The organism is Ciceribacter sp. L1K23 (assembly GCF_018122705.1).
Lineage (GTDB): Bacteria > Pseudomonadota > Alphaproteobacteria > Rhizobiales > Rhizobiaceae > Allorhizobium.
Map to the genome: position 1 here is coordinate 2,345,592 of NZ_JAGRRC010000001.1, position 23,857 is coordinate 2,369,448.

Here is a 23,857-nt window from a genome sequence, read left to right on the forward strand (position 1 = left end):
ATATCTTCGCTATCTCTTGGCCAAAGCTTCTGCGAAACAATAGACACTCCTGAAAATCTGAGGCACGCGAAAACAATCCCTAAAGCCCCAAAGAGGCCGGGCTCCATTAAGATCGCCCTCGCACAGCGGCATCCGCGGGCGCCGCTTTGCACCACGCATCAATCAAAAATATCCCCGATCACCTTCTGCTCCGCCTCCTCCCATTTGCGCACGATGCCGGCGACCTCCTCGATCTCCTTGTCGCTCAGGTGATGGGCGCCGTCGGCGTCGATGCGGCAGAGGCTGAAGGGTTTGCCGACGCTGGCCGAGGTGAGGTCGAGCGCCTGCAACACGCGCAGGACGGCGGCGCAGCCGAAGCGGGTGGAGCGTTCCGTCAGGTGGAAGTGGGAGAGAAGCGCACCCGCCTGCTGGGCCATGGGCGCGCCGCTGCCGATCGCGTGAAAGCCGATATCGGCATAATGGCCGATCATGCCCGAGGGCGTGATCTCAACGATCCAGGGCTCGCCATTCCGCCAGCCGGCGGCCATGACATAGGCCGAGGGCGTGCCGCCGCCTTCCTCGCCCGGGACATCGGGGATGAAGGTCTCGTAGTGGTGGCGCAGGATCGGCAGGACATGGCCCTGCAGCGCGCGGCCGATATCGGGGGCTTCCAGGATCGCGGCGCTGTTTTCATTGAAGCAGCGCTCGACATCGGTCAAAACCGATCTTGCACCGCTGCCGCCCCAGGCGGCGGCCTCGCCCAGAGGATGCAGCTTCTCGGCCGGATAGGTCATGCCGCGCCCCTTGTCGGTGATCTGCGAATCCGATCCCAAAACCACACCATCTTTGCACGCGGTGGCAAGCACGACTGTCATACGGCATTCCTCTCTCTTCAGCGTCTCGGCATGGCCGGAGAACACGCTCTCGACCATGCGGGGCAATGCGCATGGCGCATTTCTCACCGGCCTATACGCCTTCCGGCCGGATACCGTTCCATGCAGAGGGCTTTTTTCGACGCCAACATGCGCGGTAGCGCGTAGCGCGGGACCTCTGAAAAGCTACAGAGAATTTGCGTGGTGGACCGTTGCGCGCGTCGTCGGCGAGCGGATGCATCGATGGGAGAGGATTTGTCACCGAGCGAAATGCGGAACTGGGTTTCACCGCCTTGAAAGCAAGAAGGCCGGCGTCTCCGCCGGCCTTTCCTCATTCCCTCAATTCATCAGCCCCGCATGCCTGAGCGCCGCGTCGATCGCGGCTTCCGTGCCGCTTTCCAGCGTTGGCAGAAGCGGCAGGCGGACGGTGCGGTTCATGCCGCGGATGCGGTGGAGCGCATATTTCGCGCCGCAGAGGCCGGGTTCCATGAAGATCGCCTTGTGCAGCGGCATCAGGCGGTCCTGATAGTCGAGGGCCTTGGCGTAATCGCCTGATAGCGTCGCCGCCTGGAACTCGGCACAGAGCTTGGGCGCGACATTGGCGGTCACCGAGATGCAGCCGACGCCGCCATGGGCGTTGAAGCCCAGCGCCGTCGCATCCTCGCCGGAGAGCTGGACGAAATCCTTGCCGCAGGTGATGCGCTGTTCGGAGACCCGCTCGATCTTGCCGGTGGCATCCTTGACGCCGATGACATTCCTGTGCGCCTTGACAATGGCACCCATGGTGTCCGGCGTCATGTCGACGACGGAACGGCCCGGAATGTTGTAGATGATGATCGGCAGCTTCACGGCATCGGCGATGGCGCCGTAGTGCGCCATCAGGCCTTTCTGGGTCGGCTTGTTGTAATACGGCGTGACCACCAGCAGCGCGTCGGCGCCGACGGATTCGGCATGCTGGGCAAGCTCGATCGCCTCGGTCGTGTTGTTCGATCCGGCGCCGGCGATGACAGGAACGCGCTTCTTCGCCACCTCGACGCAGAGTTCCACCACCCGTTTGTGCTCGTCATGCGACAAAGTCGGCGATTCGCCCGTGGTGCCGACCGGCACGAGACCGGTCGATCCTTCGGCGATCTGCCACTCGACATGGGCGGCAAAGGCCGCCTCGTCGACCGCACCTTGATCGGTGAACGGCGTGACGAGCGCGGGAATGGATCCCTGGAACATGCAAAAACTCCTGACGACCCCGCTCACGCTTCGGCCGTATTCCTCTATTATGACGGCGGCACATTACTTTGCCCGTTTTCGCGCGACAAGCGCGTCTCTGACGGATTCGTGACGGAATCGGACCAGGAAACATTCCAATTCGTGGTGTTTCGGTAAGGTTTCGTTAATCTGACGCCAAACTAATGTAGAGGACGACCATCCCTGAACAGGCATCCGGCATGAAGCGGTCCAGTCTCTCCATCTCCGTTCTCGGTCTTTCGGCCGCGCTGCTGCTCGCCGGCGTGTCCGGCGCTGTTGCCGAGGCCGTGCCGGTTCCGATGAAGAAGCCGCGACTGCCGCAGGAGAGCACCGTTGCGCCGACCATGGAGGTGACGGGGACCATTCCGCGCATGGGGCGCGTCGTTCCCGCCGCCAGCGAACTCAAGGCCGGGCTAGATGCGCTGTCGGACAAGGATGCGGCACGGGCGATCTCAATTCGCAACCGCATGCCGCAATCGCTCGACCGGCACATGCTGACCTGGTCGATCGCCATGTCGGGCCTCCGGGACGTCCCCTCCTCCGAAATCGCCGCCGCCCAGCGCGAATTGAAGGGATGGCCGGGACTTTCCGCCTTCCGCGCCAATTCCGAACGGGCGCTCTATCGCGAGGCGCCGCCGGCGCGCGAGGTGATCGCCGCCTTCGGCGAGACGCTGCCGGAGACGGTCGAAGGCGCCATGGCGCTCGCAAAGGCCCAGATGGCCGGCGGACATACTGACGACGCTAGGCGCTCGCTGCGGAAGTTCTGGCACAGCGAGGCGCTCGACACCGGGACCGAGGACAAGATCCTCGCCGATTTTTCCGCGCTTTTCTCGAAGGCCGATCACAAGGCGCGGATGGACTATCTGATGTATCGCGGGCGCGTGAGCCAGGCGAAGCGGTTTTCAAGCCTCGGCGAGGCGCAGTCGCTCTACAATGCCTGGGCCGCCGTACATGCTCGCTCGGCCAAGGCCGATGCGCTGATCGCGCAGGTCGACAAGAGTTGGGCGTCCGATCCTGCCTACCTTTTCATTCGCATCGAGCGTCTCAGGCAGAAGGACAAATATGCCGAGGCGGCCAAGCTACTCTCCGAGGCGCCGAGGGACGAAAAGAAACTGATCAATGCCGGCGAATGGTGGAACGAGCAGCGCATAGTGGCGCGCGGGCTGGCGGATCGAGGAAAGTTTGCGCAGTCCTACGAGATTGCCGCCAAGCATGTGGCGACCGAACCGACCGATGTGGTCGATGCCGAGTTCCACGCCGGATGGTATGCGCTGCGCGGACTTAAGAAGCCGGACGTCGCCCAACGGCACTTCGCCAAAATCCTCAGCGTCTCCAGCGGACCGCTGTCCGTCTCCCGCGCCTGGTACTGGCTGGGGCGCACGGCCGAGGCCGCCGGCGACAAGACGCTCGCGCAGGAGAATTTCGTCAAGGCAGCGAATTTCCCGAGCACATTCTATGGCCAGCTCGCCGCAGCACGGCTGAAGCGCAATCTCCTCGATATCCGCTACCCCTCGCCCTCCGAGAGCGAACGCCAGCGGTTTGCCGCGCGCGAGGCGGTGCAGGCGATCGACCGTTTCGAACTCGCGGGACACGGCTGGCGGGCGGGCAGTCTCTACCGGGCACTGGCCCAGCAGCTGGACAGCCCCGGCGAACTGGCGCTGCTGACCGCCAAAGCCGAACGCATTGGCGATCACCAGTTGTCGCTGCAGATCGGCAAGATTGCCTATGGCCGCGGCGTCGACGTGCCGGCGCTGGCCTTTCCGGTCGGCGTCATCCCTGGGAATGCCGACATTGCCGGTTCCGGCAAGGCGCTGGCCTATGCGATCGCCAGGCAGGAAAGCGCCTTCAATCCGGCGGCTGTCTCGCCGGCAAACGCGCGCGGCCTGCTGCAAATCCTGCCCGGAACGGCCAAGGGCGTCGCGACGCGGCATGGTCTTGCCTATTCCGAGGCGAAGCTGACGACGGACCCCGGCTACAACGCGACGCTCGGCGCGCATTATCTCGGCGAGCAGATCTCGAGCTTCGGCGGCTCCTACATCCTGACCTTCATCGCCTATAATGCCGGGCCCAAACGCGTGCCCGAATGGATCGCCCGCTACGGCGACCCGCGCGGCCTGCCGATCGACGAGGTGGTCGACTGGATCGAGCGCATCCCCTTCCCCGAGACACGCAATTATGTGCAGCGGGTGATGGAGAATTATCAGGTCTACAAGGCGAGGCTCGGACAGACGGCGGAGATCGAGAAGGATCTGCGATACGGGCGGTGAGGTTTTCGTCGCGGCGGCCGCGTCTTAGATACAGACTGCACGTAAAAGACAAGAGGTGGCGGCCGTGGCGTTCGAAGAGACTTTCATCAAGACGAGTGACGGCCTCACCCTTCATGCCCGGTCTTACGGACCCGAGGGTGCGGCGCGTACGGTCGTCTGCCTTGCAGGCCTGACGCGCAACGGGCGCGACTTTCACCAACTGGCGGAATTTCTGTCCTCGGATCTGGGTCTTGGCGCGCGGGTCGTTGCGATCGATTCGCGCGGGCGCGGTCTTTCCGACCGCGATAAAGACAAGAGCCGCTATAATCTCGTGGTCGAAGCCAATGATGTCCTCGATGTCTGCGACCATCTTGAAATCGAACACGCACATTTCATTGGCACCTCGCGCGGGGGCCTGCTTTTGCACCTGATGGCTGGTCTGCGGCCTGCGCTTCTCGCCAGCGTGACCCTCAATGATGTCGGCCCGGTGCTTGATCTGGAGGGACTACAGCAGATCCAGGCCTATCTCGGGCAAAAACGGTCGCCGCCGCGCGATTGGGACGAGGCCGTCGCCGCGGTGAAACATGACCATGCGGCAAGCTTCCCACTGCTGGGCGACAACGATTGGGGCGAGATGGCGCGGGCTCTTTACCGCGAAACGGACGGAAGACCGGTCGCCGATTACGATCCGGCCATCGGTGAACAGTTCGCGGCAGCCGATTTCAGCCAACCACTGCCAGACCTCTGGCCGCAATTCGATGCGTTCGGAAAGGTACCGATGATGGTGATCCGGGGCGAGCATTCGCGACTGTTGAGCAAGGCGACCGTTGCGGAGATGGCGGAACGCCACCCGAAGCTGGTGGCAGTGACGGCGACCGGCCAGGGACACGCGCCGATCCTTCATCTCGGCGGACTGGAAAGACAGATCCGGGACTTCCTCCGGAACCACGCCTGAGACGCCTCCAGGCTCTGGGCTCAAGCTTCCAGGTTCTTCAAACGAAAGAAGCCCGGCCAATGGCCGGGCTTCCTCTAACCGATCTCGCGATCGAATTAGAACGAGCGGGTCAGACGAACGAAGCCGGTCCAGACGTCGTCGGCGCCGTCGGCGTCGAAGTAGTCAACGGTTGCAGCAGCCGTCAGGCCTTCAGCAAGAGCGTACTCGGCCAGGATGCCTGCGCCCCAAGCGTCGCCGTCGACGAAACCAACATCGCTCCAGTAGTTAACCGAAGGAGTGATGGTCAGCTTGTCGGTAGCCTTGAAGCCGTAAGCAGCGCCAACGGTCCACTCAGCGACGTTAGCGTAAACGCTCACGTCAGAAGCGTATGCGCCGTACAGTTCGAAGGTGCCCGGGCCAACGTCAGCCGACAGGATACCAGCGATTGCGCCTTCTTCAGCTTCGAAGTCGTAAACGCCATAGAGCGAAACGGTGGCAGCGCCGAGCGAAGCGGAAACCATGGCTTCAACGCCGACGTTGTTGTCGAGGTAAGACGGGCTCAGGTCGTCGATGCCGAGGCCAACGGTGAAGGCGTCAGACGAGTAGGTGTAGCTCATCAGGTTGAACTTGGTGTCGTTCGTGAAGGCGTCGTTTTCGCCCGAGATACCAACGTCATCCCAGAATGCCAGAGCGTAACCGACCTTGAAGCCGCCAACGGTGATGTAGGCCTGGTCGAGCGAGAAGGCGCCAGACGAGTCGCTGTAGTCGAGGTCGCCGTAGCCCTGCAGACGGATATAGGAACCGATGGTGCCGATTTCCGAGTCGTTCTTGGCTTCAATCGTGACGCGAGCGCGAACTTCCGATTCCCACGGACCGTTATCGTCAGCGTTGTCGTCGTTTACGAAGTCCGGATCAGCGAAGTAAACCGACGCACGGATTTCGCCGCCGATCTTGAGGCAGGTTTCGGTGCCGGGGATGTAGAAGTAGCCGGTGCCGAATGCGTCGCAAACGCGAACGTATTCCATCGGCTCGGGCTCAGCAGCGACGATTGCGTCGGCAGCCTGAGCGCCGGAAACTACTGCCAGAGCAGCAGCGGAGCCGATAAGAAGGCTCTTGATGTTCATATTGACCTCCAGTCAAGTTTAATTTGGGTCTGGGTTCTTTGGCTGAAGGACAGCGTTCCCTGCCCCATCCCCGTCGGTTTCAGAAGACGGACGATCCACCGCCTCGCTTCCGGGGTTGAAAATACAAAACGCCGCCGGTCATGCAATCACCAAACAGTCGGATGATTTGAATTCAGGCTGCCTTCCCCCGGTCGTGTTGCGGAAAGGACACAAACACGCCTCCGGCCCGCGCCGCTGCTTTACCCTTTGTTAAGAAAATCCTTTTGTTTGCTGCATTTAGACGGTCTGCGCCAGCGGCATTGCGGTATGCCCTTAGCAAGGGAGATAGGTCGTTCAGCCTTATATATATACGTACGCGGGCGGTTCAGCGCGGCAGCTGGCGATGGGTTTGAAGGCCCGAGGCGTCGCGTCGACATCAATCACGCCGCCTTTTTCGCGCCCAAGCCACTGATTCCGCTTGTGCCGATTCGGAACGGATTCGCACAGCGTCATCGTCGGCAAACGATATCCGCACGCGGACGCGCTGATCGGCATCAAGTCAAATCAACCGAAGAGCCATCCAAAACGAAATGGGGAGCGCGTGCGGAAAAGCCTTGCAATCGGTGATTCAAGCAAATAATCAGGCGGCACCGGAGAGGTGGCCGAGTGGTCGAAGGCGCTCCCCTGCTAAGGGAGTATACGTCAAAAGCGTATCGAGGGTTCGAATCCCTTCCTCTCCGCCATTCTCCCTTTGTCCGAACCACTCTTTTCAAGCAGCCTCGTGGTCATGAGCGTTATTCGCTCGCCTGCGGTTTGGCTCGTCTGGGGGGAAGGCCAGGCCTACGCTGTCCCGGCTGGAGCGACCATAACTGGTTCTAGATTGGCCAAACGCCAGGAAAGACCTCGGCGTTAACTCAAAATTTACCAGCCATCCCAATGAATAACATCCGAAACTGCGGAAAGTCGGTGCGGTTTTGGCCGTTGTTCAGGATGACGATTCGACGAGTGATCTGATTGCGTCGGTACCGAGGGACCGACGGCGTAGCGAGGCCGGGAGACGGGGGATTCTTCGTCTGCATGACGCAACCCGCGGCCAGGCTTACAGAAGCCATGCTTTTCAAAAACTTGCCATGGCGATCGCCCGCGAAAGCGGATCTCGCCAGGATGCCGGCCGGTGACGGATTGAGCCGTCCGATTACATCACCACGACAGATGCGTGGTGGCGAGGCAGGAAACATTTCGCGAGCGTAAATTCATGACGTCGATCACATCCACACTCACCGTCAGCCAGATGCGCTCGCTCTCCGAATCGGCGATCACCGCGCTGTCGAGCGAGGAAATATCCCAGCTGAGCACCGCGCATATCCGCGTGCTGAGCTCGTCGCAGGTCTCCGCGCTCGAAGCGGAAGATATTACGGCCCTCAGCGGCGATCAGCTGCGGGCGCTGTCGGCCAACGGAATCAAGGGACTGACAGCCACGCATCTCGCAGTTCTCGATGCCGCGCGAATCTCGAGCCTGATCTCCTCGCAGGTCGCCGCCCTGACGAGCGACCAGATCTCGACCCTCAATTCTACCCAGATCGAGGGTTTTAGCGCAGCCCAGGTCCGGGTGCTCACCTCTTCACAGGTCGCGGCCATGAGCGCAGACGACCTTGCGGCCATGTCGGCCGACGAAATCGCCGTGATGAGCCCGCGGGCGCTCGGCGCAATGCAGGAATCGATCGTTTCGACACTTCCCACCGACCTGATCTCGGCTCTCACAGGACGACAGATCAAGGCTTTCTCGACGGATATGATAGCGGCGCTGACGACGCAGCAGATCGCGTCGCTCAGCACCGACGCGGTCGCCGGACTGACATCGGCGCAGCTCGAGACACTCGGCACGGCGCAGGTTGCTGCTCTCGGCACCAGCCAGATTGCCGCCCTGAGCCGAGTTCTGATCGCAGCCCTTGGCGACGATGATCTCGCTACCTTCTCGACGGACAAGATCGCCGCCATCGGTACGCAGTCAATGTCAGGACTTTCCAGCGACAGCGTCTCAGCCCTTACGAACGCGCAACTCGGCGCGTTGAGCAGCGGGCAGATCGCGGCACTCACGGCACTGCAGATCGGCGCTTTCAGCGATAGCCAGATCAGCAACTTCAATACGACACAAGTGGCCGCGCTTAGCGGCCGGCAGATCAAGGCGATGTCGACCGAGCAGGTCGCGGCCTTCTCCACCGTCCAGATCGCGGCTCTCAGCACAACGGCCCTCATGGGCCTGACATCGGATCATATCGAGGCACTCAGCGCCGAGCAGATCGAGACCTTCAGCACGACGCAAACCAGCGTTCTCAGCAAGGCCCAGCTGGCGGCGATGGCGGTCGAGGACATCGAATCGTTCTCCACAGCCGACATTGCGGCAACCGCACCTCGCTCAATCGCAGGCTTTTCGACCGCAAGCATCGCCGCACTTTCGACCGATCAGCTTGGCGCACTTTCGACCGGCCAGATCGCCGTTCTGACGACGGCGCAGGTGGCAGCACTGGCGTCCGGACAGATTGCAGAACTCAGCACCAGCCAGATCTCCGCCATGCTGGCGCGGCAGATTTCCGCTCTGTCCTCCGACCAGATCGGGGCTCTGACAACCGACCAGGTGTCGGCAATTGCGACCAAGGGAATTTCCGGATTGTCCACAGAGCAGGTGGCAACCCTGACCGTGGACCAGATCGGCGCCTTTTCAACCAGTCAGACCGCGGCCCTCAGCTCAGCGCAGCTTGCCGTCATGTCGAGCGACGATATCGCCGCGTTTTCAACCGACAACATCGCCGCCATCTCCGTCCGTGCCATTTCAGGGCTCTCCACAGATATCATCACGGAACTGACGACCGCCCAGTTTGCCGCGCTGACGACCAAGCAGATTGCCGCACTTGCGGACAATCAGATCGCAGCGCTGTCCGAAACGCAGATCGCCGACCTCGGCAGCGATCAGCTCGGCGCGCTGACTGCCCGACAGATCAGGGCGCTTTCGAGCGATCAACTCGGCGCGCTGACGACGAGCCAGATCGGGCTTTTGAGCACGAAGGCGCTCAGCGGCCTGGCGTCGGACCAGATCGTGGCGCTCAGCGTCGATCAGGTTCAGGCGCTGACGTCGGAGCAGGTTGCGGTGCTCAACAAGGTCCAGATCGCCGCCATGGCCGCCGACGACATCGGCAGTTTCTCGACCGAGGACATCGCGGCGACCAATCTTCGGGCGATTTCCGGTCTCTCCACGGACAGTATCGCGGCGCTGACCTCCGAGCAGATGGGTGCCCTGACCACAGCGCAGGTCGCGGCGATGACGATGGAGCAGATCGCCGCCTTCACCGACAGCCAGATCGTCGATCTCAGAACCGACCAGATCGCCGCATTGACGGGGCGGCAGGTGGCGGCACTGACGTCGGACCAGATCGGAGCGCTCGACACGGATCAAGTCGTTGCGCTGTCGCTGAAGGCCGTGCCAGGTCTGACCAGCGATCAGATACAGGCTTTGAGCGCCGACCAGATCGCCGCGTTCTCGACCGAGCAGACAGGCGCACTGACCTCCGCGCAGATCGCGGCGATGCTGATGGAGGATATCGAGGCATTCTCGACCGACGATATCGCCGCGATCAGCACCAAAGCGATACCGGGACTTTCGACCGATCACATCGCCGGGCTTGGCAGCGCGCAACTGCTGGCGCTGACGCTGGAGCAGGTCCAGGTGATGAAGCCCGACCAGGTCGAGATCATCATCGCAGCGTACCAGGCGCTTTAGTTCCGAAGCGAAACGGCGCCCGCCATACGAGGTGGCCTCCCTAACCCTTCGCGAGGCCTGATTGCCGTGCGCCACCGCAAACCGACGGTCATTTTGCCCCTCCAGCCCAAAAAGCCCGGTTTTCCGGGCTTTCGGGTTTATAATTGACTGGAGGTCAATATGAACATCAAGAGCCTTCTTATCGGCTCCGCTGCTGCTCTGGCAGTAGTTTCCGGCGCTCAGGCTGCCGACGCAATCGTCGCTGCTGAGCCCGAGCCGATGGAATACGTTCGCGTTTGCGACGCATTCGGCACCGGCTACTTCTACATCCCCGGCACCGAAACCTGCCTCAAGATCGGCGGCTACGTCCGTACGCAGATCGACTTCCGCGGCGAGAACGACTTCCTCGACAGCGGTTACCGCACCAACAGCCGCGCTTACCTCGAGTTCGACGCGAAGTCTGACTCCGAGCTCGGCACCGTCGGCGCTTACGTTGCTCTCGAAGCTGACTCGCGCAGCAACGGCACCAACGCATTCATCGACACCGCTGTCATCACCGTTGGCGGCCTTGAAGTTGGTTACTTCTACAACTTCTGGGACGAAGGTCTGAACGGCGAAACAGATATGTTCGACGGCGGCCCGCTCTCGTCGGTTGGCGCAGCTGGCGTCCTGCCGGGCGGCGACTATGTCGGCGGCAACACGCTGAACGACACGATCCGTTACACCTACAGCTCTGACGCCTTCCTGGTTGCTGCTGCCGTTTCGAACTTCGACTCGGGCACCGGCTGGAAGACCAACGAAGGCGACGACGTCGGCGTTGAAGGCAAGATCGGCGCCACCTTCGGCGGCGTGAACCTGTCGATCAACGGCGGTTACGACTTCGGCTTCGAAGACGGTGCAGTCCGCGCTATGCTCACCGCCGAACTCGGCCCGGGCACTCTCGGCGTTGCTGGTGTATGGTCGTCCGGCGCCAGCCGTTACTGGGACTTCTCGGAATGGTCGATCGCTGCTTCGTACGCCATCAAGGCTACCGAGCGTCTGACGATCACCCCCGGCGCCCAGTACTGGGATAACATCGTTTACGATGCCGATGGTGACTACTTCGGCCCGAGCGCATGGCGCGCAGGTCTGACCTTCGACTACAAGCTGGCTGAAGGCCTGACCACCAAGGCAAGCATCCAGTACACCGACGTCGACGACGCCGACAGCCAGTGGGATGGTTTCCTCCGCCTGCAGCGTTCGTTCTAATCGAACATCGATCCACGAAAGCCCGGTCTCGACCGGGCTTTCTCGTTTCAACACTGGCAGGGCATTATCAATCAGACAGAGGGACGCATGACACGCGTGCCGCTGAAGGGAAATTGTTGCCATCATAATTGTTGTTTACAAAATTAGTTTTCATATATAACTTTTGCTCTGACACTCATGGTGATCAGCCAGGAAGGCTGGACCGATCTGAGGGGAACTGAGTTTGAGCAATGCGTTAATAGACGGCAGACAGGATTTCGAAAGGGACGTCGAGATTCCGGTCTACAATCTGAACTATCACTATGGACAAACGTCCAGGTTCAAGGTCGTCAGGGATACATCCCTCCAGCAGTTGTTTCAGAAGTATGGCGACATCCTCTGGACCAACGGCAGTCACAAATACAATGTGACGAACTTCATCGGGGAGCTGAACGATCTCCTCGTCCCTCGCGAGTTTTCCTCCTTTGACCAGGAGATGCTCGACGCATTGATAGGCGCTCTGCGCAAGCGCGGTAACAGCAACGCAACCATCAATCGGAAGATGGCGGCGCTCAGCAAGTTGCTGCGGAAGGCGCTAAAGATGGGCGACATTCACAGTCTGCCGGAATTCAAACGGCAGAAGGAGAAAGCAGGACGAATCCGCTTCCTCGACCGTGACGAAGAACTCGAACTCTTCTCCACGATCCGGGCGAAGTCGGAAGACTACTACCGGCTCTGTGTTTTCCTCGTGGATACCGGAGCCCGGCTTAGCGAAGGCTTGGGACTGCGCTGGAACGACATCCAGGGATCACGCGTGACCTTCTGGGTGACCAAATCCGGCCGCAGCCGCTCTGTCCCGCTAACGGCCAGAGCACAGAAGGTGATCGAGACGGGCGACAAGCGTCGCGCCGGACCGTTCGCCGGAATAGACCAGCAGAAGTTCCGGATCGCCTGGCACGCCGCCAAGGACGAGATCGGGCTTTCCGACGACAAGGATGTGGTGCCGCACGTGCTGCGTCATACCTGCGCGTCGAGACTGGTCCAGGGTGGCATCGACATCCGCCGCGTGCAGATGTGGCTCGGCCACCAGACGCTCTCGATGACCATGCGCTACGCGCATCTGGCGTCGCACGATCTCGACATGTGCGTTCCGATCCTGGAACGCAGCGTCGACAAGTCGAGCCTCAACTAAACCTCCCTCCCCGGCCTCAGGCAATCAGTTGCTTGAGGTCGGACGAGGCGTCGGCGACGACGGCCGGATCGGCATTTCGGCCCAATTCCAGCAGTTTCTTTCCCGTGACATAGGCCTTGGCGTCGTTGATCGCATCGACGGCGACGAGAATGCCGTCCTTGTAATACCAGATCGACTGACTGCCCTCGCGGGCGCCGGGCCGAACGATGGTCCTGTCATAGCCGAGATTGAAACCGGCGATCTGCAGCTTCACGTCATACTGATCGGACCAGAACCACGGCTTCGGCCTATAAGGGTCGTGTCCGCCCGCAAGGATAGCGGCAATTGCCTCCGCCTGATCGACAGCGTTCTGAACCGATTCGAGCCTGACACGACCGCCATCCCACGGCAGGAGCGCGCAGTCTCCGGCGGCGAAGATGTTCGGGTCCGAAGTGCGCGCGAATTCGTCGACGACGATGCCGTTCATGGTCTCGATGCCGGCCGCCGTGGCGATCGCGTCGTTGGCGCTCGCTCCAATGCCGACGATAACGAGATCGGCATCGATCACCTCGCCGCTCGCCAGTTCTGCGGCCGTTACATGACCATTGACACCCAGCAGGCGCGTCAGCCCCGTCTTCTCGCGGATCGAGACGCCGTGGGCTTCATGGATTGCCCGCATTGCATCGGCGGTCGCCTTTGACGCGACGCGCTGGAGAATGCGTTCGGCCATTTCGATCACGGTCACCTCGAGACCTAGATGCCGCGCGACGGCCGCCCCCTCGAGACCGATGTAACCGCCGCCAATCACGAGAAGCTTGCGACCGGGCTTCATCTCTGCGGCCAGACGATCGGCGTCCTGCTTGTCGCGGACGACATAAACGCCACCGAGCGAACCGCCCATCTCGTCGGGGAGCCGACGGGGTGAGGATCCCGTTGCAATGACCAGCGTGTCGTAATCGAGGCTGCGGCCATCGCCGCAGCGGACCGACTTCGCCTGCCTGTCGATCGCCTCGACAAAGGTCGACAGCCACACCTCGACATTGTTTTCCGGATACCAGTCGGACGTGCGGAACTGCAGTCGATCAAAGCTCATCTCGCCCAGCAGGTATTTCTTGGAGAGAGGCGGTCGCTGGTAGGGATATTCAGCCTCGCCGCCGATGATCGTGATCGGGCGTGCGTCCTTCAAAGCACGCAGTTTCGCCGCAAGCGCGAATCCCGCCTGCCCTGCTCCGATGATCACTAGCCTGCCGGTCACGCCACACTCCTTGATTCACTCGATATCCAAAAGGATTCAAAGGACGATTGCAGCGGTAGCGTGGCCCATGGCTCCCGTCAAGAAACGGAAAAATCAACACGATACCACCGTTCAGCCACCATTCAGGCACGATGTTGTTTCATGACCATCAACAGAACATGAACCCGACGAGGCTGACCCATGGCACTGAACGTTTACGGCACCAGCTATTCCGACATCATCGACGCGTATGACTACGGCGCGGACCTCAACATCTATGCCTATGGCGGCAACGATCGGATCTATATCGGCAGCTATGGCGGCTTCAATTATGTGTCGGCGGGCAGCGGCAACGACCGTGTCTACAACACATTCGAAGGCGGCAACGGCATCTACCTGGGCGACGGTGCGGACGTCTACTACGGTCGTGGCTATTCCACCGCGTCGAGCTATGTCGACACCATCAATGCAGGGACCGGCAACGACACCATCTACGCCGAAACCTATCACAGCATCTATAACGGTGAGTCCGGCAACGACGTGTTCTTCTCCGTCGGCTGGGCGAACACGTTCCACGGCGGCAGCGGCACCGATACGATCAGCTACGAAATCCAGGACGATGACGGCGACCTGCGCGGTTACGGCGTGTACGTCGACCTCTACAAGGGCTTCGCAACGGCTACCGACAAAGAAGACGAGACGCTGATCAGCATCGAAAATGCAGTCGGAACCGGTTATGGCGATACCATCCTCGGGACCGATGGCGCAAACCGCCTCTGGGGCGATGGCGGCAGTGATGTGCTGCGCGGCTACGGCGGCAACGACCGCCTCTACGGCGGATCGGGCAACGACACCCTGTCGGGCGGCGCCAACAATGACCTGCTCGTCGGCGGCTCGGGTCGCGACAGCCTGTCCGGCGGCTCCGGCAGCGACGCCTTCATCTTCACTTCCCTGTCGGACTCGCGTCCCGGCAGCCAGCGTGACACGATCACCGACTTCAGCCGCAGCCAGCATGACTATATCGATCTGTCCGCGATCGATGCGGATACCACACGCGGCGGCAATCAGGCGTTCGATTTCATCGGACGGTCCAGCTTCAGCGGGGACGCGGGCGAATTGCGCTTTTCAGGCGGCGTGCTTTTCGCCGACGTGAACGGCGATGGCGTCTCCGACTTCCAGATCAAGGTTTCCGGTCTCACCTCCATGAGTTCGGGCGATTTCATTCTCTGACAAGGGCAGCGACAAGATCATTCGAAAATGGAATGACCTCAGTCCGTCCGAAGCCGATTATTTTTCCTTAAACACCTTGCATCACAAGGCTTTTCCTCGATCCAAACCTGGTGTAGCTATAGCGTCAAACGCCGTAGCTATTCCGGGAAGGACGAACCCATGAGCGAGCATCACTCAGCAACACCTGAACAGGCCCGCGCCAAGATGGCGCCATTCGACTGGGCCGATCCGTTTATGCTGGAGGATCAGCTCTCCGATGAAGAGCGTATGATTCGCGACACAGCCCGGGCCTACTGCCAGGACAAGCTGATGAGCCGGGTGACCGAGGCAAACCGCCATGAGATCTTTCACCGCGAAATCATGAGCGAGATGGGTGAACTTGGCCTTCTTGGCCCGACGATCCCCGAGGAGTTCGGCGGCGTCGGCGCCAACTACGTATCCTACGGTCTCGTGGCGCGCGAGGTCGAGCGGGTCGATTCGGGCTATCGCTCGGCCATGTCCGTTCAGTCATCACTCGTCATGCACCCGATCTTCGCCTACGGAACGGACGAGCAGCGCGCCCAATACCTGCCGAAGCTCGCTTCGGGCGAATGGGTCGGCTGCTTCGGCCTCACAGAGCCGGACCACGGCTCCGATCCGTCGTCGATGATCACCCGCGCAAAGAAGGTGGATGGCGGCTATCTCGTCTCCGGTGCCAAGAACTGGATCACCAATTCGCCGATCGCAGACGTTGCCGTCGTCTGGGCGAAGTCCGACGCGCACGACAACAAGATCAAGGGTTTCATCCTCGAGCGAGGCATGAAGGGCTTCGAGACGCCGAAAATCGAGGGCAAGTTCTCTCTGCGGGCCTCCGTCACCGGCATGATCCAGATGGACGAGGTGTTCGTGCCGGAGGAGAACCTGCTGCCGCACGTGTCCGGCCTGGCGGGACCTTTCGGCTGCCTCAACCGCGCCCGCTACGGCATCGCCTGGGGGGCCATGGGTGCCGCCGAGTTCTGCTGGCACGCCGCACGCCAATACACGCTCGACCGCAAGCAGTTCGGCAAGCCGCTCGCCGCGACCCAGCTCATCCAGAAGAAGCTCGCCGATATGGAAACGGACATCGCGCTCGGACTCCAGGGATGCCTGCGCCTTGGCAGGCTGTTCGATGAACATCGGGCGCCGGCGGAGCTGATTTCGCTGATGAAGCGCAACAACTGCGGCAAGGCGCTGGATATCGCCCGCGTCTCGCGCGACATGCACGGTGGCAATGGCGTCTCCGACGAATACGGCGTCATCCGCCATGTGATGAACCTGGAAGCCGTGAACACCTACGAGGGCACACATGACATCCATGCGCTGATCCTCGGCCGGGCACAGACCGGTCTTCAGGCGTTCCAGTAAGTCTTCCAAGACATCGGCAAAGACCGCGGCTTCAATCGCCGCGGTCTTTTTTGTTCGTCGCCAGGCTCAGTCGTGGTCCAGCACGAGATGCGGCTTGCCGTTCGAGGTATGGCGGGGCGACACGCCCTTACCGTCAATCGTCGCGTTGACCCTGCTCCGGAAGGCGGAGAAGCTGTCGAAGGTGACGACATCGACCGGCTCATCGAAATGAAGCGTAACCGAGTAGTATTCGCTCTGAGACAGCTTGGACAGGGCGAGCACCTTGCCGCGAAACCGCTGACCCAGATATTCCCCGGTCACGGTCGCACCGACGACAGCCGGCGGCATGGGTGCATTATCATTGCGCTTCGCTTGCGCCGCGATCGTGTTCCAGTCGCGGGCGCCGTGGCTCTTGGCGATCATCTCCAGGGCGGCACTATGCGTTAACGGCGTGCCGGCAGCGGACATCGCGTCGCGCAGCCGTCGTGCCTGGGATTTCAGGTCATCGGTCGTTACATGGGCCATGGTCATGGCAGCCTCCATTTTGGTGGCATGCGTATTCACAATCGGGGGCCCGCATTGCCCCATCGACGCATGCGCGCAACGGGTCTGTCATGAACAAGGAGGACTTCACCAAGGGTTCTCACCCGCGGGCGGCCGGCGCCTCAACCGGCCGCACATATGGGAGCATTACCTCCAGCTGTCAACAGCGCTGGACACTGCGACAGCGCGCCGCGCTTCACTCGGACTTTAACGACCATCTTCAGGTTTCGTCAGGGAAGCTGAGCTATTATGAGACCCTGATAACAAGTCTAGGGAGGGCGCCATGCCCTTGCAGGTTTACAGGGACGCAAAAGACAAGATCCCGCCGGACCAGATTTACGAGAAGTTCACCATCGACCGGCCGGGTCGGATCATCTTCGTCGGCCATCATCTGAGCACGAAAAACAGCATGCGCTGCCTGATCAGGAAGATTTCGCTGCATGGCGCCGAAATCGAGGTCAGCCCGCATGTGCCGGTGCCGAGCAATTTCTTCCTGGAAATCCTCGGCATGCGCGATGAAATCGGTTGCACGGTGATCCGCCGCGAGGCCGAAAAGCTCACCGTCGGCTTCAATATGCTGATCGATCCGGAATACCTGCACCACGTCGTCAGGCTGTCCTTCGAACTGCATAACTGAGCGGCCGGCGGCCCAGCGTACCACGCTGTCCCGCCAGCCGAATGTCAGGCGGCCTTTGCCGCGTTCAGATGCTTTTCAATGTCGTATACCGGCATTTTGACGAGGTCTTTCGGCAATTCCGCGCTCATGGCGTCAATTGCGCCCTGGTTTAGGGACTTGCGGAGGATACCGAGAGCGCCGGGCGGCGCCACCAGGACGTAGCGCTCGATCTCCTTCGAATAGACCTTCGCGTTCAGCATCTCGGCCACGCCCTTCAGAAAATCTTCTTCTGCCTGTGCATGAAACGAGGTTTCTTCCATCGCGCTCCGTCCGGTTCCGTGAGACGCGAAACTCCGCCCGGGCTTGTCGGCTGCAAGTTCACGGTCCGGCTGGTTCGGCTGGTTGTCCTGATCGACAACAGCCAGATTAAGGATTTCTGTGTCGCCTTCATTCCTGAGAAGCAGCAGCTTGGCGCCGTCGCAGACGATCACCCACGATTTCCAGGGTATGTTGAACTTCATGCGTCTCTCCCTTCTGGTTGACGTTGCCTCTCCCTAACGTTTCCAACAGCTTAATCGATCCATGTGGCGACACGGTGATCCGCATCGCGAGATGCGAAAGCCCGCAAAATCAGGAGGAGCTCCGCATTTTTTAAGAAACGCTAAAGCTTTAGCGTTTCCCTTCACCGCAATGGAAGAGTTTTAGGCGAGCCTGAACGTGCACCATCGCGGTCAAACGAGGGAAGACCATGCAAGGCACGCATCTGGCAGCAATCGACTCGGAGATGTACACCCGGAAGTGGGAACGCTTCCATGTGCGACGTCCGGCTCGCATCATGGCGGTCAGCCCCTGCCTGAGCCGCATTTCGATGCGCAATTGCGAGCTTCTCGATATTTCGCAAGGCGGCGCCGGGATCGAGATGTCGACCACGATCGGCCTGACGCAGCATTATTATCTCGAGGTCATCGGCCTTGCCCGACGCATCGGCTGTGCGGAAATCTACCGTAATGGCAGCCGCGTCGGCGTAAAATTCATCGCGCCGATCCCGGAAGACATGCTGCACCGGATCATCCGTGCCGACTTCCTGGAAGGCGACGACATCAGACAGAAACGACCAGGGCCGACGATCGGATTCCCGCCGGGCATGGGCCGGGCGCCACGACGCGACTACTGAAAAATTCTTCCGCGAATACGTCAGGAACGCCCCCCGCGTGAACTTGCGCGGGGGATTTTCCGTCCTATTGTGGGTCGCTTTCGGAACTGCCAGGACCTGCCATGTCGAGTTTTTCGCGCTTCACGCCGTTGATCGCCGCCCTTCCCTCCACTGTCCCCTTCGTCGGCCCCGAAGCCATCGAGCGCAATCGCGGGCTTAAGGTGCAGGCCCGCATCGGCGCCAACGAGAGCGGTTTCGGGCCGGCACCGTCCGTCCTGCAGGCGATCCGCGACCGCGCCGGCGACATCTGGCGATATGCCGATCCGGAGAATTTCGCGCTGAAGCAGGCGCTCGCGGAACATCTCGCTCTCGACCCGTCGAATTTCGCGATCGGTGAGGGCATCGACGACATTCTCGGCCTCATCGTACGGCTGGTCATCGAGCCCGGAATGCCAGTGGTCACCTCGTTCGGCGGCTATCCGACGTTCAACTTTCACGTCAACGGGTTCGGCGGACGGCTGGTGACGACGCCTTACGTCAACGACCGCGAAGACCTCGACGGCCTGCTTGCGGCGGTAAAGCGCGAGAACGCCCCACTCGTCTATTTCGCCAACCCGGACAATCCGATGGGAAGCTGGTGGGATGCCGACAGCATCGTGGCGTTTGCACGCTCTCTTCCGGAAACCACGCTGCTGATCCTCGACGAAGCCTATTCGGAGACGGCACCGCAGGGATCGGTTCCATCGCTTTTAACCCTTATTGACCTGCCGAACGTCATTCGCACGCGCACCTTCTCGAAGGCCTACGGGATGGCCGGGGCGCGCGTCGGTTATGCGATCGGCACGCCCGGCACGGTGTCCGCCTTCGACAAAATCCGCAACCATTTCGGAATGCCGCGCCTGTCGGTCATCGCCGCGCTCGCCGCATTGGAAGACCAGACCTACCTCCAGCAGGTTATCGCGAAGATACATGCATCGCGCGAGCGGATTTCCGCCATCGCCCGCGCCAACGGGCTTGAGCCGCTTCCCTCCGCGACGAATTTCGTGGCGATCGACTGCGGCCGCGACGGCGACCATGCAAAACGCATCGTCGACGGTCTGATGGAGCTTGGCGTTTTCATCCGCATGCCGGGTGTCGCTCCGCTCAACCGCTGCATCCGCGTTTCAACCGGCGTCGATGCCGATATGGCGCTGTTCGAGGCGGCGCTTCCACAGGTGCTGAAAGGCCTCTGAAGGGCTAGCGATGGACAAGCCGAGACTGTTCGGAGCCGATTACAGCGTCTATGTGCGCAGTGCCCGTCTTGCCCTTCACGAAAAGGGCGTGGATCATGACCTTATTTCGGTCGACGTGTTCCCGCCAAGCGGTCCATCCCCCGAACATCTCGTGCGACATCCGTTCGGCAAGATTCCGGTATTCGAGCATGACGGTTTTCGGCTTTACGAGACCGGGGCCATCACCCGCTACATCGATGAGGCCTTTGCCGGACCGGCGTTGCAGCCGTCGGATCCGCAGCCGCGCGCGCGGATGAACCAGGTCATCAGCATTGCCGACGGCTATCTCTATCCACATCTCGTCTGGGGTCTTTATGTCGAACTGGTCTCCAAGGCCGAGGGCGGCGAACTGCCGGATACCGCCCGCCTGGAGCGGGCGCGTGAACTTGCTCCAGTCTGCCTAAAAGCTCTTTCGGACATCGTAGGGTCTAAGGCCTGGTTCGCCGGGGAGAGCCTGTCGCTCGCCGACCTGCACGTCGCACCGATGATCGACTACTTGCTGAAGGTCCCGGAAGGGCGCGACATGTTTGCTGAACATTCGGGGCTTGTTCGCTGGTGGGAACGGATGACGACCCGCGACAGCTTCCGGCAGACGCTGCCGACCATCTGACTATCCCCGCATCGCCCAAAGAAAGAGCCGCGCCGGCCTTGTTCCTGCCGGTCGCGGCTTTCGATGTGTTGGCAATGGCCCCGTCCAAAGGTCCCCCACCACGGTCCCCTCGCAAGAGGGTTCTTCTTCTGCCTCCCAAAGGCGCCCGTCATGGGCGCCCTAGAAACTTGTCTGTGCCTGTCGGCTCAGTGCATCGTCATCCATTCGCGGGCAGCGCGCAGCGCCTCTGCGAGTTCGGATTTCGACATGGTCTGGGCGAGATCGGCGCGAAGCTCGGCGGCGCGGTCGCAGCCCTTGATCGCGGCGATGTTGAGCCACTTGTGCGCGGAGACCAGGTCGACCTGGCAGCCACGGCCGGTCGCATACATGAGGCCCATGTCGCGGAAAACATCAGCCTTGGTCTCGCCACCCATGGTGGCCATTTCGGAATTGTGCATTTCAAAGCGTGCCATTGGTTTTGTCCCTGTTTAGCCTGTTGTCTCGTCTATCCCTGTTTTGCCCCTTGAGGAGCTGCCTTCGAGGTCCTTGTCGTCTTTCGCGACTGTCTTTGAACCTTTTAAGCCCGGCAGGTTTTCCCTGCTCGTTTGATGGACCAACTATGCCAAACAGCTTTCAACGCTCGCTTAAAATGCATGATTAATTTGCTGAAAACAAAGTACAAACCGTTCGTAAACTTCGGATTCCGTTAAGCACTACATTGCCTGCAATTGCGGGAATTCATCGAAAAATTTACGCAATATTCATGCGGCGCCGTAAACCGACTGCTAACCACGAAAAACACTCGCAAAATCCGAAAGCCTTTATTTTCCGGCTTCTTCCACGTTTGCTTCGGTGGAATTTGGTCTGTGAAACCCATTTACCTTTACGTTTGCGTAAGATATTTCTTAACCTCCGGAACGGCCTCGCGGGAGGCGACGCGCGCACCGGAGAGCCGCAAACGGATGACCGGGGCGGCGAGATATGGCTTTCACGGGAGGATCTACTGAAGATGCGAGCAATTCTACTTGCGGCAGCGCTGGTATTCACGGCGGCGAGCGCCCAGTCGGCAGAGCCGATCGTCGGCAACTGGAAAACGGCGAGCGGCGCCACGGCGCAGATCGCGCCCTGCGGCGGCAGCTACTGCGTGACACTCAAGTCCGGCAAACATTCCGGCAAGCAGATCGGCAAGATGGCCGGCAGCGGCGGCACCTACAAGGGAACGATCACCGATCCCGAGGCCGACAAGACCTATTCCGGCTCTGGCAGCGTGTCAGGCAATTCGCTGCAGATGAAGGGATGCGTCATGTCCGTCTTCTGCAAAAGCCAGACCTGGACGCGGCTTTAAGCGACAGCGCGCGCGGAGCGGCAGGGGTACCGGGCCGCGCACGTGAAGGCCACCCGCCTGTTCGCCTGGGGGGGTGGCCTTCTTGTTTCTCGTCGTCAATCGGCGGCGCGATATGCGTCCGGCAGGATGAAGACCTCGTCGGCGCGCGCATAGCCGCCGTCCTTCACTTCCTCGATCAACACCATGGTATGCGGCCTCGCCGCTTCGCTGAAATATTCCACGAGCATATCCGTGGTACGATGGACGATCTCTTCCTTCTGCGTCCTGGTGAGGGCGGCTTCGGGTGTCTTGATATTGACGAAGGGCATGGTCTTTCCTTTCACTTCGTTGCGGGATGAAGCAGGTCTCGGAGGCCTATGCGTTCGAGCAGTTGCGCACGGACGCGATCGGCGACGCCATTGACGATCTCGGCGCCATCCTCCGACGGATCGACGTGGACACGGAACGGACGTTTGCCGTGCGGCATGGCGACAATCTCCACAACGGCACGTGCAACCGACTCGGGATCGGCATCGGCCGGCTCCAGGCTCGCTAGGCCTTCGAGCGCCGTCTTGTCGACCCCTGCATAGGGGCCGTTCCAATAGGCGTCGGCACGGACGCCATCGGCCGGCTGCATCGCATGGGCGAAGTGGTTCGTTCCCTTGGTGAAGGCGCCCGGTACGACGATCGTCGTCTCGATACCGAAGCGCGCCAGTTCCAGCGCGTAGCTCTGCGCCAGCGCATCCATGCCGGCCTTCGCGGCGAAATAGGCGGCGAGGAACGGCGGCGTGCCGCCGCGGGTGCTGCTGGAGCCGATCCACACGACCAGTCCCTTGCCGCGGTTCCTCATGGACGGAAGTGCCGCACGATTGATGCGGTGGGCGCCCACGACATTGACGTCGTAGAGCCGGGACAGTTGTTCCGGTGTGAAGGCTTCCGTAGGGCCAAAACCCATATGGCCGGCATTGTGGATCAGAACATCAAGACCGCCGGCCTCTTCAGTAATCCGCGCAATTGCCGTCTCAGTCGAATGATCCGACGTCACATTGAGTTCGATCGGCAGCAGTTTCAGGTTCTCGGCGGCGACCAGCGCCTCGATTTCCGCGACGGGTTTGCCGTCGTGGGCCTTCAGGTCCCGCATCGAGGCGTAGACCCGGTGACCGGCGCGGGCAAGCGTGCGGGCCATCATCGCGCCGAAGCCGCTCGACGCGCCGGTAATCAGAATCGTCTTTTCCATGGCTACCTCCCTCACACCACGCCGCCATTGGCGCGGATGACCTGGCCGTTGACCCAGCCGCCATCCGGACCGGCGAGGAAAGACACGACGTTGGCGATGTCCTCCGGCTGGCCAAGGCGCTTCAGCGGGTTCATGCCGATGATGGTCTTCACAAGGTCCTCGGGCTTGCCGGTCATGAACAGATCCGTCTCGACCGGTCCCGGAGCCACCGCATTGACGGTGATGCCTTTCGGGCCAAGTTCCTTGGCGAGGATATGGGTGATTGCCTCCACGCCGGCCTTGGTGGCGGCGTAGACACCGTAGGTCGGCTGGTAGAGACCGACGACGCTGGAGGAGAAATTGACGATGCGACCGCCCTGCCGCAGCCGCTTGGCCGCCTCGCGCGCGCCGCGGAAGACGCCGCCGAGATTGATGGAGACCTGCCGCTCGAAGTCCTCGTCCGCCGTTTCGGCGATCGGGGAGAGTTGCATGATGCCGGCATTGTTGACCAGGACATCGACGCCGCCGAAGGCCTGTTCCCCTGCGTCGAAGAGAGTTTTCAATCCCTCGGGGGATCCGATATCGGCCTGGACGGCAACCGCGCGTCCACCGGCGGCGTGAATATCGGCCACCACCGCCTCGGCGGCATCGGCGCCACGTGCATAGTTGACGATGACCGCAAACCCGTCACGCGCAAGGCGTTTGGCAATGGCGGCACCAATCCCCTTCGACGAGCCCGTGACGATGGCGGTTTTGGGTGTGTCTGACATGATTTTGTCCTTTCCGTTGGT

At 61.1% G+C, this 23,857-nt stretch carries 22 protein-coding genes and 1 tRNA gene; 13 read left to right on the forward strand and 10 right to left on the reverse strand.

Translation table 11 applies throughout. From position 1 onward, the window contains the following. Positions 1–158: 158 nt before the first annotated feature. Both J5J10_RS11150 and dapA read right to left on the reverse strand, forming a co-directional pair. Positions 159–854, reverse strand: coding sequence for a proteasome protein (locus tag J5J10_RS11150; RefSeq protein WP_211929921.1), 696 nt, complete (start codon positions 852–854; stop codon positions 159–161). Between the two features lie 336 nt (positions 855–1,190). Further along, the gene (gene dapA, locus J5J10_RS11155) at positions 1,191–2,075 is read right to left on the reverse strand and encodes a 4-hydroxy-tetrahydrodipicolinate synthase (protein WP_211929922.1); all 885 of its coding nucleotides are present in this window, start codon (positions 2,073–2,075) and stop codon (positions 1,191–1,193) included. A gap of 218 nt (positions 2,076–2,293) precedes the next feature. Between dapA and J5J10_RS11160 the strand changes: the two genes are divergently transcribed. Both J5J10_RS11160 and J5J10_RS11165 read left to right on the forward strand, forming a co-directional pair. Then, positions 2,294–4,360, forward strand: coding sequence for a lytic transglycosylase domain-containing protein (locus J5J10_RS11160; RefSeq protein WP_211929923.1), 2,067 nt, complete (start codon positions 2,294–2,296; stop codon positions 4,358–4,360). Between the two features lie 64 nt (positions 4,361–4,424). Next, entirely contained in the window at positions 4,425–5,294 is an 870-nt protein-coding gene (locus J5J10_RS11165; protein WP_349252062.1) for an alpha/beta hydrolase, read from the forward strand. A 95-nt stretch (positions 5,295–5,389) separates the two neighbouring features. On the opposite strand, the gene J5J10_RS11170 is transcribed toward J5J10_RS11165, so the two are convergent. Further along, entirely contained in the window at positions 5,390–6,397 is a 1,008-nt protein-coding gene (locus J5J10_RS11170) for a porin (RefSeq protein WP_211929925.1), read from the reverse strand. 631 nt (positions 6,398–7,028) lie between these two features. Here J5J10_RS11170 and J5J10_RS11175 point away from each other — a divergent pair. The 4 genes from J5J10_RS11175 to J5J10_RS11190 all read left to right on the forward strand — a co-directional run bounded on the left by J5J10_RS11175 (position 7,029) and on the right by J5J10_RS11190 (position 12,549). Continuing rightward, positions 7,029–7,119: transfer RNA gene (locus J5J10_RS11175), tRNA-Ser, on the forward strand. Positions 7,120–7,631: 512 nt separating this feature from the next. Then, the gene (locus tag J5J10_RS11180; protein ID WP_211929926.1) at positions 7,632–10,151 is read left to right on the forward strand and encodes a hypothetical protein; all 2,520 of its coding nucleotides are present in this window, start codon (positions 7,632–7,634) and stop codon (positions 10,149–10,151) included. Positions 10,152–10,310: 159 nt separating this feature from the next. Further along, complete coding sequence (locus J5J10_RS11185; protein ID WP_208549048.1) at positions 10,311–11,378, forward strand: porin; 1,068 nt, start codon at positions 10,311–10,313, stop codon at positions 11,376–11,378. A gap of 223 nt (positions 11,379–11,601) precedes the next feature. Beyond that, a complete protein-coding gene (locus J5J10_RS11190) occupies positions 11,602–12,549 on the forward strand; it encodes a site-specific integrase (RefSeq protein ID WP_208549047.1) in 948 nt (315 codons plus the stop codon). Positions 12,550–12,565: 16 nt separating this feature from the next. On the opposite strand, the gene J5J10_RS11195 is transcribed toward J5J10_RS11190, so the two are convergent. Beyond that, positions 12,566–13,783, reverse strand: coding sequence for an FAD-dependent oxidoreductase (locus tag J5J10_RS11195; RefSeq protein WP_211929927.1), 1,218 nt, complete (start codon positions 13,781–13,783; stop codon positions 12,566–12,568). Between the two features lie 180 nt (positions 13,784–13,963). Here J5J10_RS11195 and J5J10_RS11200 point away from each other — a divergent pair, with 180 nt between their 5' ends. Next, positions 13,964–14,992 carry a calcium-binding protein gene (locus J5J10_RS11200; protein WP_208549045.1) on the forward strand — a complete coding sequence of 343 codons (1,029 nt, stop codon included), beginning with the start codon at positions 13,964–13,966 and terminating at the stop codon, positions 14,990–14,992. Positions 14,993–15,151: 159 nt separating this feature from the next. Beyond that, a complete protein-coding gene (locus J5J10_RS11205; protein WP_249116720.1) occupies positions 15,152–16,375 on the forward strand; it encodes an acyl-CoA dehydrogenase in 1,224 nt (407 codons plus the stop codon). Positions 16,376–16,441: 66 nt separating this feature from the next. Here J5J10_RS11205 and J5J10_RS11210 read toward each other — a convergent pair whose 3' ends face one another. Next, the gene (locus J5J10_RS11210) at positions 16,442–16,885 is read right to left on the reverse strand and encodes a glyoxalase superfamily protein (RefSeq protein WP_211929928.1); all 444 of its coding nucleotides are present in this window, start codon (positions 16,883–16,885) and stop codon (positions 16,442–16,444) included. 295 nt (positions 16,886–17,180) lie between these two features. Here J5J10_RS11210 and J5J10_RS11215 point away from each other — a divergent pair, with 295 nt between their 5' ends. After that, positions 17,181–17,534 (forward strand): PilZ domain-containing protein, encoded by a 354-nt coding sequence (locus J5J10_RS11215; RefSeq protein WP_208549043.1) that lies wholly within the window; start codon positions 17,181–17,183, stop codon positions 17,532–17,534. Between the two features lie 44 nt (positions 17,535–17,578). Here J5J10_RS11215 and J5J10_RS11220 read toward each other — a convergent pair whose 3' ends face one another. Further along, positions 17,579–18,034, reverse strand: a complete 456-nt coding sequence (locus J5J10_RS11220; RefSeq protein WP_211929929.1) for a host attachment family protein — start codon at positions 18,032–18,034, stop codon at positions 17,579–17,581. Positions 18,035–18,261: 227 nt separating this feature from the next. Here J5J10_RS11220 and J5J10_RS11225 point away from each other — a divergent pair, with 227 nt between their 5' ends. The 3 genes from J5J10_RS11225 (at position 18,262) to J5J10_RS11235 (ending at position 20,547) form a co-directional block, all read left to right on the forward strand. Further along, positions 18,262–18,687 (forward strand): PilZ domain-containing protein, encoded by a 426-nt coding sequence (locus tag J5J10_RS11225; protein WP_246745799.1) that lies wholly within the window; start codon positions 18,262–18,264, stop codon positions 18,685–18,687. A gap of 101 nt (positions 18,688–18,788) precedes the next feature. After that, positions 18,789–19,898: a pyridoxal phosphate-dependent aminotransferase gene (locus J5J10_RS11230; RefSeq protein WP_211929930.1), complete on the forward strand. Its 1,110-nt coding sequence runs from the start codon at positions 18,789–18,791 to the stop codon at positions 19,896–19,898. Between the two features lie 10 nt (positions 19,899–19,908). After that, positions 19,909–20,547: a glutathione S-transferase family protein gene (locus tag J5J10_RS11235; RefSeq protein WP_211929931.1), complete on the forward strand. Its 639-nt coding sequence runs from the start codon at positions 19,909–19,911 to the stop codon at positions 20,545–20,547. Between the two features lie 185 nt (positions 20,548–20,732). Here the strand turns inward: J5J10_RS11235 and J5J10_RS11240 are convergent, their stop codons facing one another. Beyond that, positions 20,733–20,999, reverse strand: coding sequence for a sel1 repeat family protein (locus J5J10_RS11240; protein ID WP_208549039.1), 267 nt, complete (start codon positions 20,997–20,999; stop codon positions 20,733–20,735). Positions 21,000–21,535: 536 nt separating this feature from the next. On the opposite strand from J5J10_RS11240, the gene J5J10_RS11245 reads away from it, so the two are divergent. Next, positions 21,536–21,871: a DUF2147 domain-containing protein gene (locus tag J5J10_RS11245; RefSeq protein ID WP_208549038.1), complete on the forward strand. Its 336-nt coding sequence runs from the start codon at positions 21,536–21,538 to the stop codon at positions 21,869–21,871. Positions 21,872–21,966: 95 nt separating this feature from the next. On the opposite strand, the gene J5J10_RS11250 is transcribed toward J5J10_RS11245, so the two are convergent. The 3 genes from J5J10_RS11250 to J5J10_RS11260 are packed head-to-tail and all read right to left on the reverse strand — an operon-like array spanning position 21,967 to position 23,836. Continuing rightward, on the reverse strand, positions 21,967–22,179 hold the full coding sequence (locus tag J5J10_RS11250; RefSeq protein WP_211929932.1) for a 4-oxalocrotonate tautomerase family protein: 213 nt from the start codon (positions 22,177–22,179) through the stop codon (positions 21,967–21,969). An 11-nt stretch (positions 22,180–22,190) separates the two neighbouring features. Then, positions 22,191–23,087, reverse strand: coding sequence for an SDR family oxidoreductase (locus J5J10_RS11255; RefSeq protein WP_211929933.1), 897 nt, complete (start codon positions 23,085–23,087; stop codon positions 22,191–22,193). Between the two features lie 11 nt (positions 23,088–23,098). Continuing rightward, the gene (locus tag J5J10_RS11260; protein WP_211929934.1) at positions 23,099–23,836 is read right to left on the reverse strand and encodes an SDR family oxidoreductase; all 738 of its coding nucleotides are present in this window, start codon (positions 23,834–23,836) and stop codon (positions 23,099–23,101) included. Between the last annotated feature and the right edge of the window lie 21 nt (positions 23,837–23,857).

Bases quoted from the DNA above. Each gene is read 5' to 3' on its own strand.
- J5J10_RS11170 (WP_211929925.1), bottom strand. From the start codon at position 6,397: ATGAACATCAAGAGCCTTCTTATCGGCTCCGCTGCTGCTCTGGCAGTA.
- J5J10_RS11215 (WP_208549043.1), top strand. From the start codon at position 17,181: ATGCCCTTGCAGGTTTACAGGGACGCAAAAGACAAGATCCCGCCGGAC.
- J5J10_RS11250 (WP_211929932.1), bottom strand. From the start codon at position 22,179: ATGCCCTTCGTCAATATCAAGACACCCGAAGCCGCCCTCACCAGGACG.
- J5J10_RS11210 (WP_211929928.1), bottom strand. From the start codon at position 16,885: ATGACCATGGCCCATGTAACGACCGATGACCTGAAATCCCAGGCACGA.
- J5J10_RS11225 (WP_246745799.1), top strand. From the start codon at position 18,262: ATGCAAGGCACGCATCTGGCAGCAATCGACTCGGAGATGTACACCCGG.
- J5J10_RS11205 (WP_249116720.1), top strand. From the start codon at position 15,152: ATGAGCGAGCATCACTCAGCAACACCTGAACAGGCCCGCGCCAAGATG.
- J5J10_RS11230 (WP_211929930.1), top strand. From the start codon at position 18,789: ATGTCGAGTTTTTCGCGCTTCACGCCGTTGATCGCCGCCCTTCCCTCC.
- J5J10_RS11180 (WP_211929926.1), top strand. From the start codon at position 7,632: ATGACGTCGATCACATCCACACTCACCGTCAGCCAGATGCGCTCGCTC.
- J5J10_RS11240 (WP_208549039.1), bottom strand. From the start codon at position 20,999: ATGGCACGCTTTGAAATGCACAATTCCGAAATGGCCACCATGGGTGGC.
- J5J10_RS11255 (WP_211929933.1), bottom strand. From the start codon at position 23,087: ATGGAAAAGACGATTCTGATTACCGGCGCGTCGAGCGGCTTCGGCGCG.
- J5J10_RS11220 (WP_211929929.1), bottom strand. From the start codon at position 18,034: ATGAAGTTCAACATACCCTGGAAATCGTGGGTGATCGTCTGCGACGGC.
- J5J10_RS11245 (WP_208549038.1), top strand. From the start codon at position 21,536: ATGCGAGCAATTCTACTTGCGGCAGCGCTGGTATTCACGGCGGCGAGC.
- J5J10_RS11150 (WP_211929921.1), bottom strand. From the start codon at position 854: ATGACAGTCGTGCTTGCCACCGCGTGCAAAGATGGTGTGGTTTTGGGA.
- J5J10_RS11160 (WP_211929923.1), top strand. From the start codon at position 2,294: ATGAAGCGGTCCAGTCTCTCCATCTCCGTTCTCGGTCTTTCGGCCGCG.
- J5J10_RS11200 (WP_208549045.1), top strand. From the start codon at position 13,964: ATGGCACTGAACGTTTACGGCACCAGCTATTCCGACATCATCGACGCG.
- J5J10_RS11235 (WP_211929931.1), top strand. From the start codon at position 19,909: ATGGACAAGCCGAGACTGTTCGGAGCCGATTACAGCGTCTATGTGCGC.
- J5J10_RS11260 (WP_211929934.1), bottom strand. From the start codon at position 23,836: ATGTCAGACACACCCAAAACCGCCATCGTCACGGGCTCGTCGAAGGGG.
- J5J10_RS11185 (WP_208549048.1), top strand. From the start codon at position 10,311: ATGAACATCAAGAGCCTTCTTATCGGCTCCGCTGCTGCTCTGGCAGTA.
- dapA (WP_211929922.1), bottom strand. From the start codon at position 2,075: ATGTTCCAGGGATCCATTCCCGCGCTCGTCACGCCGTTCACCGATCAA.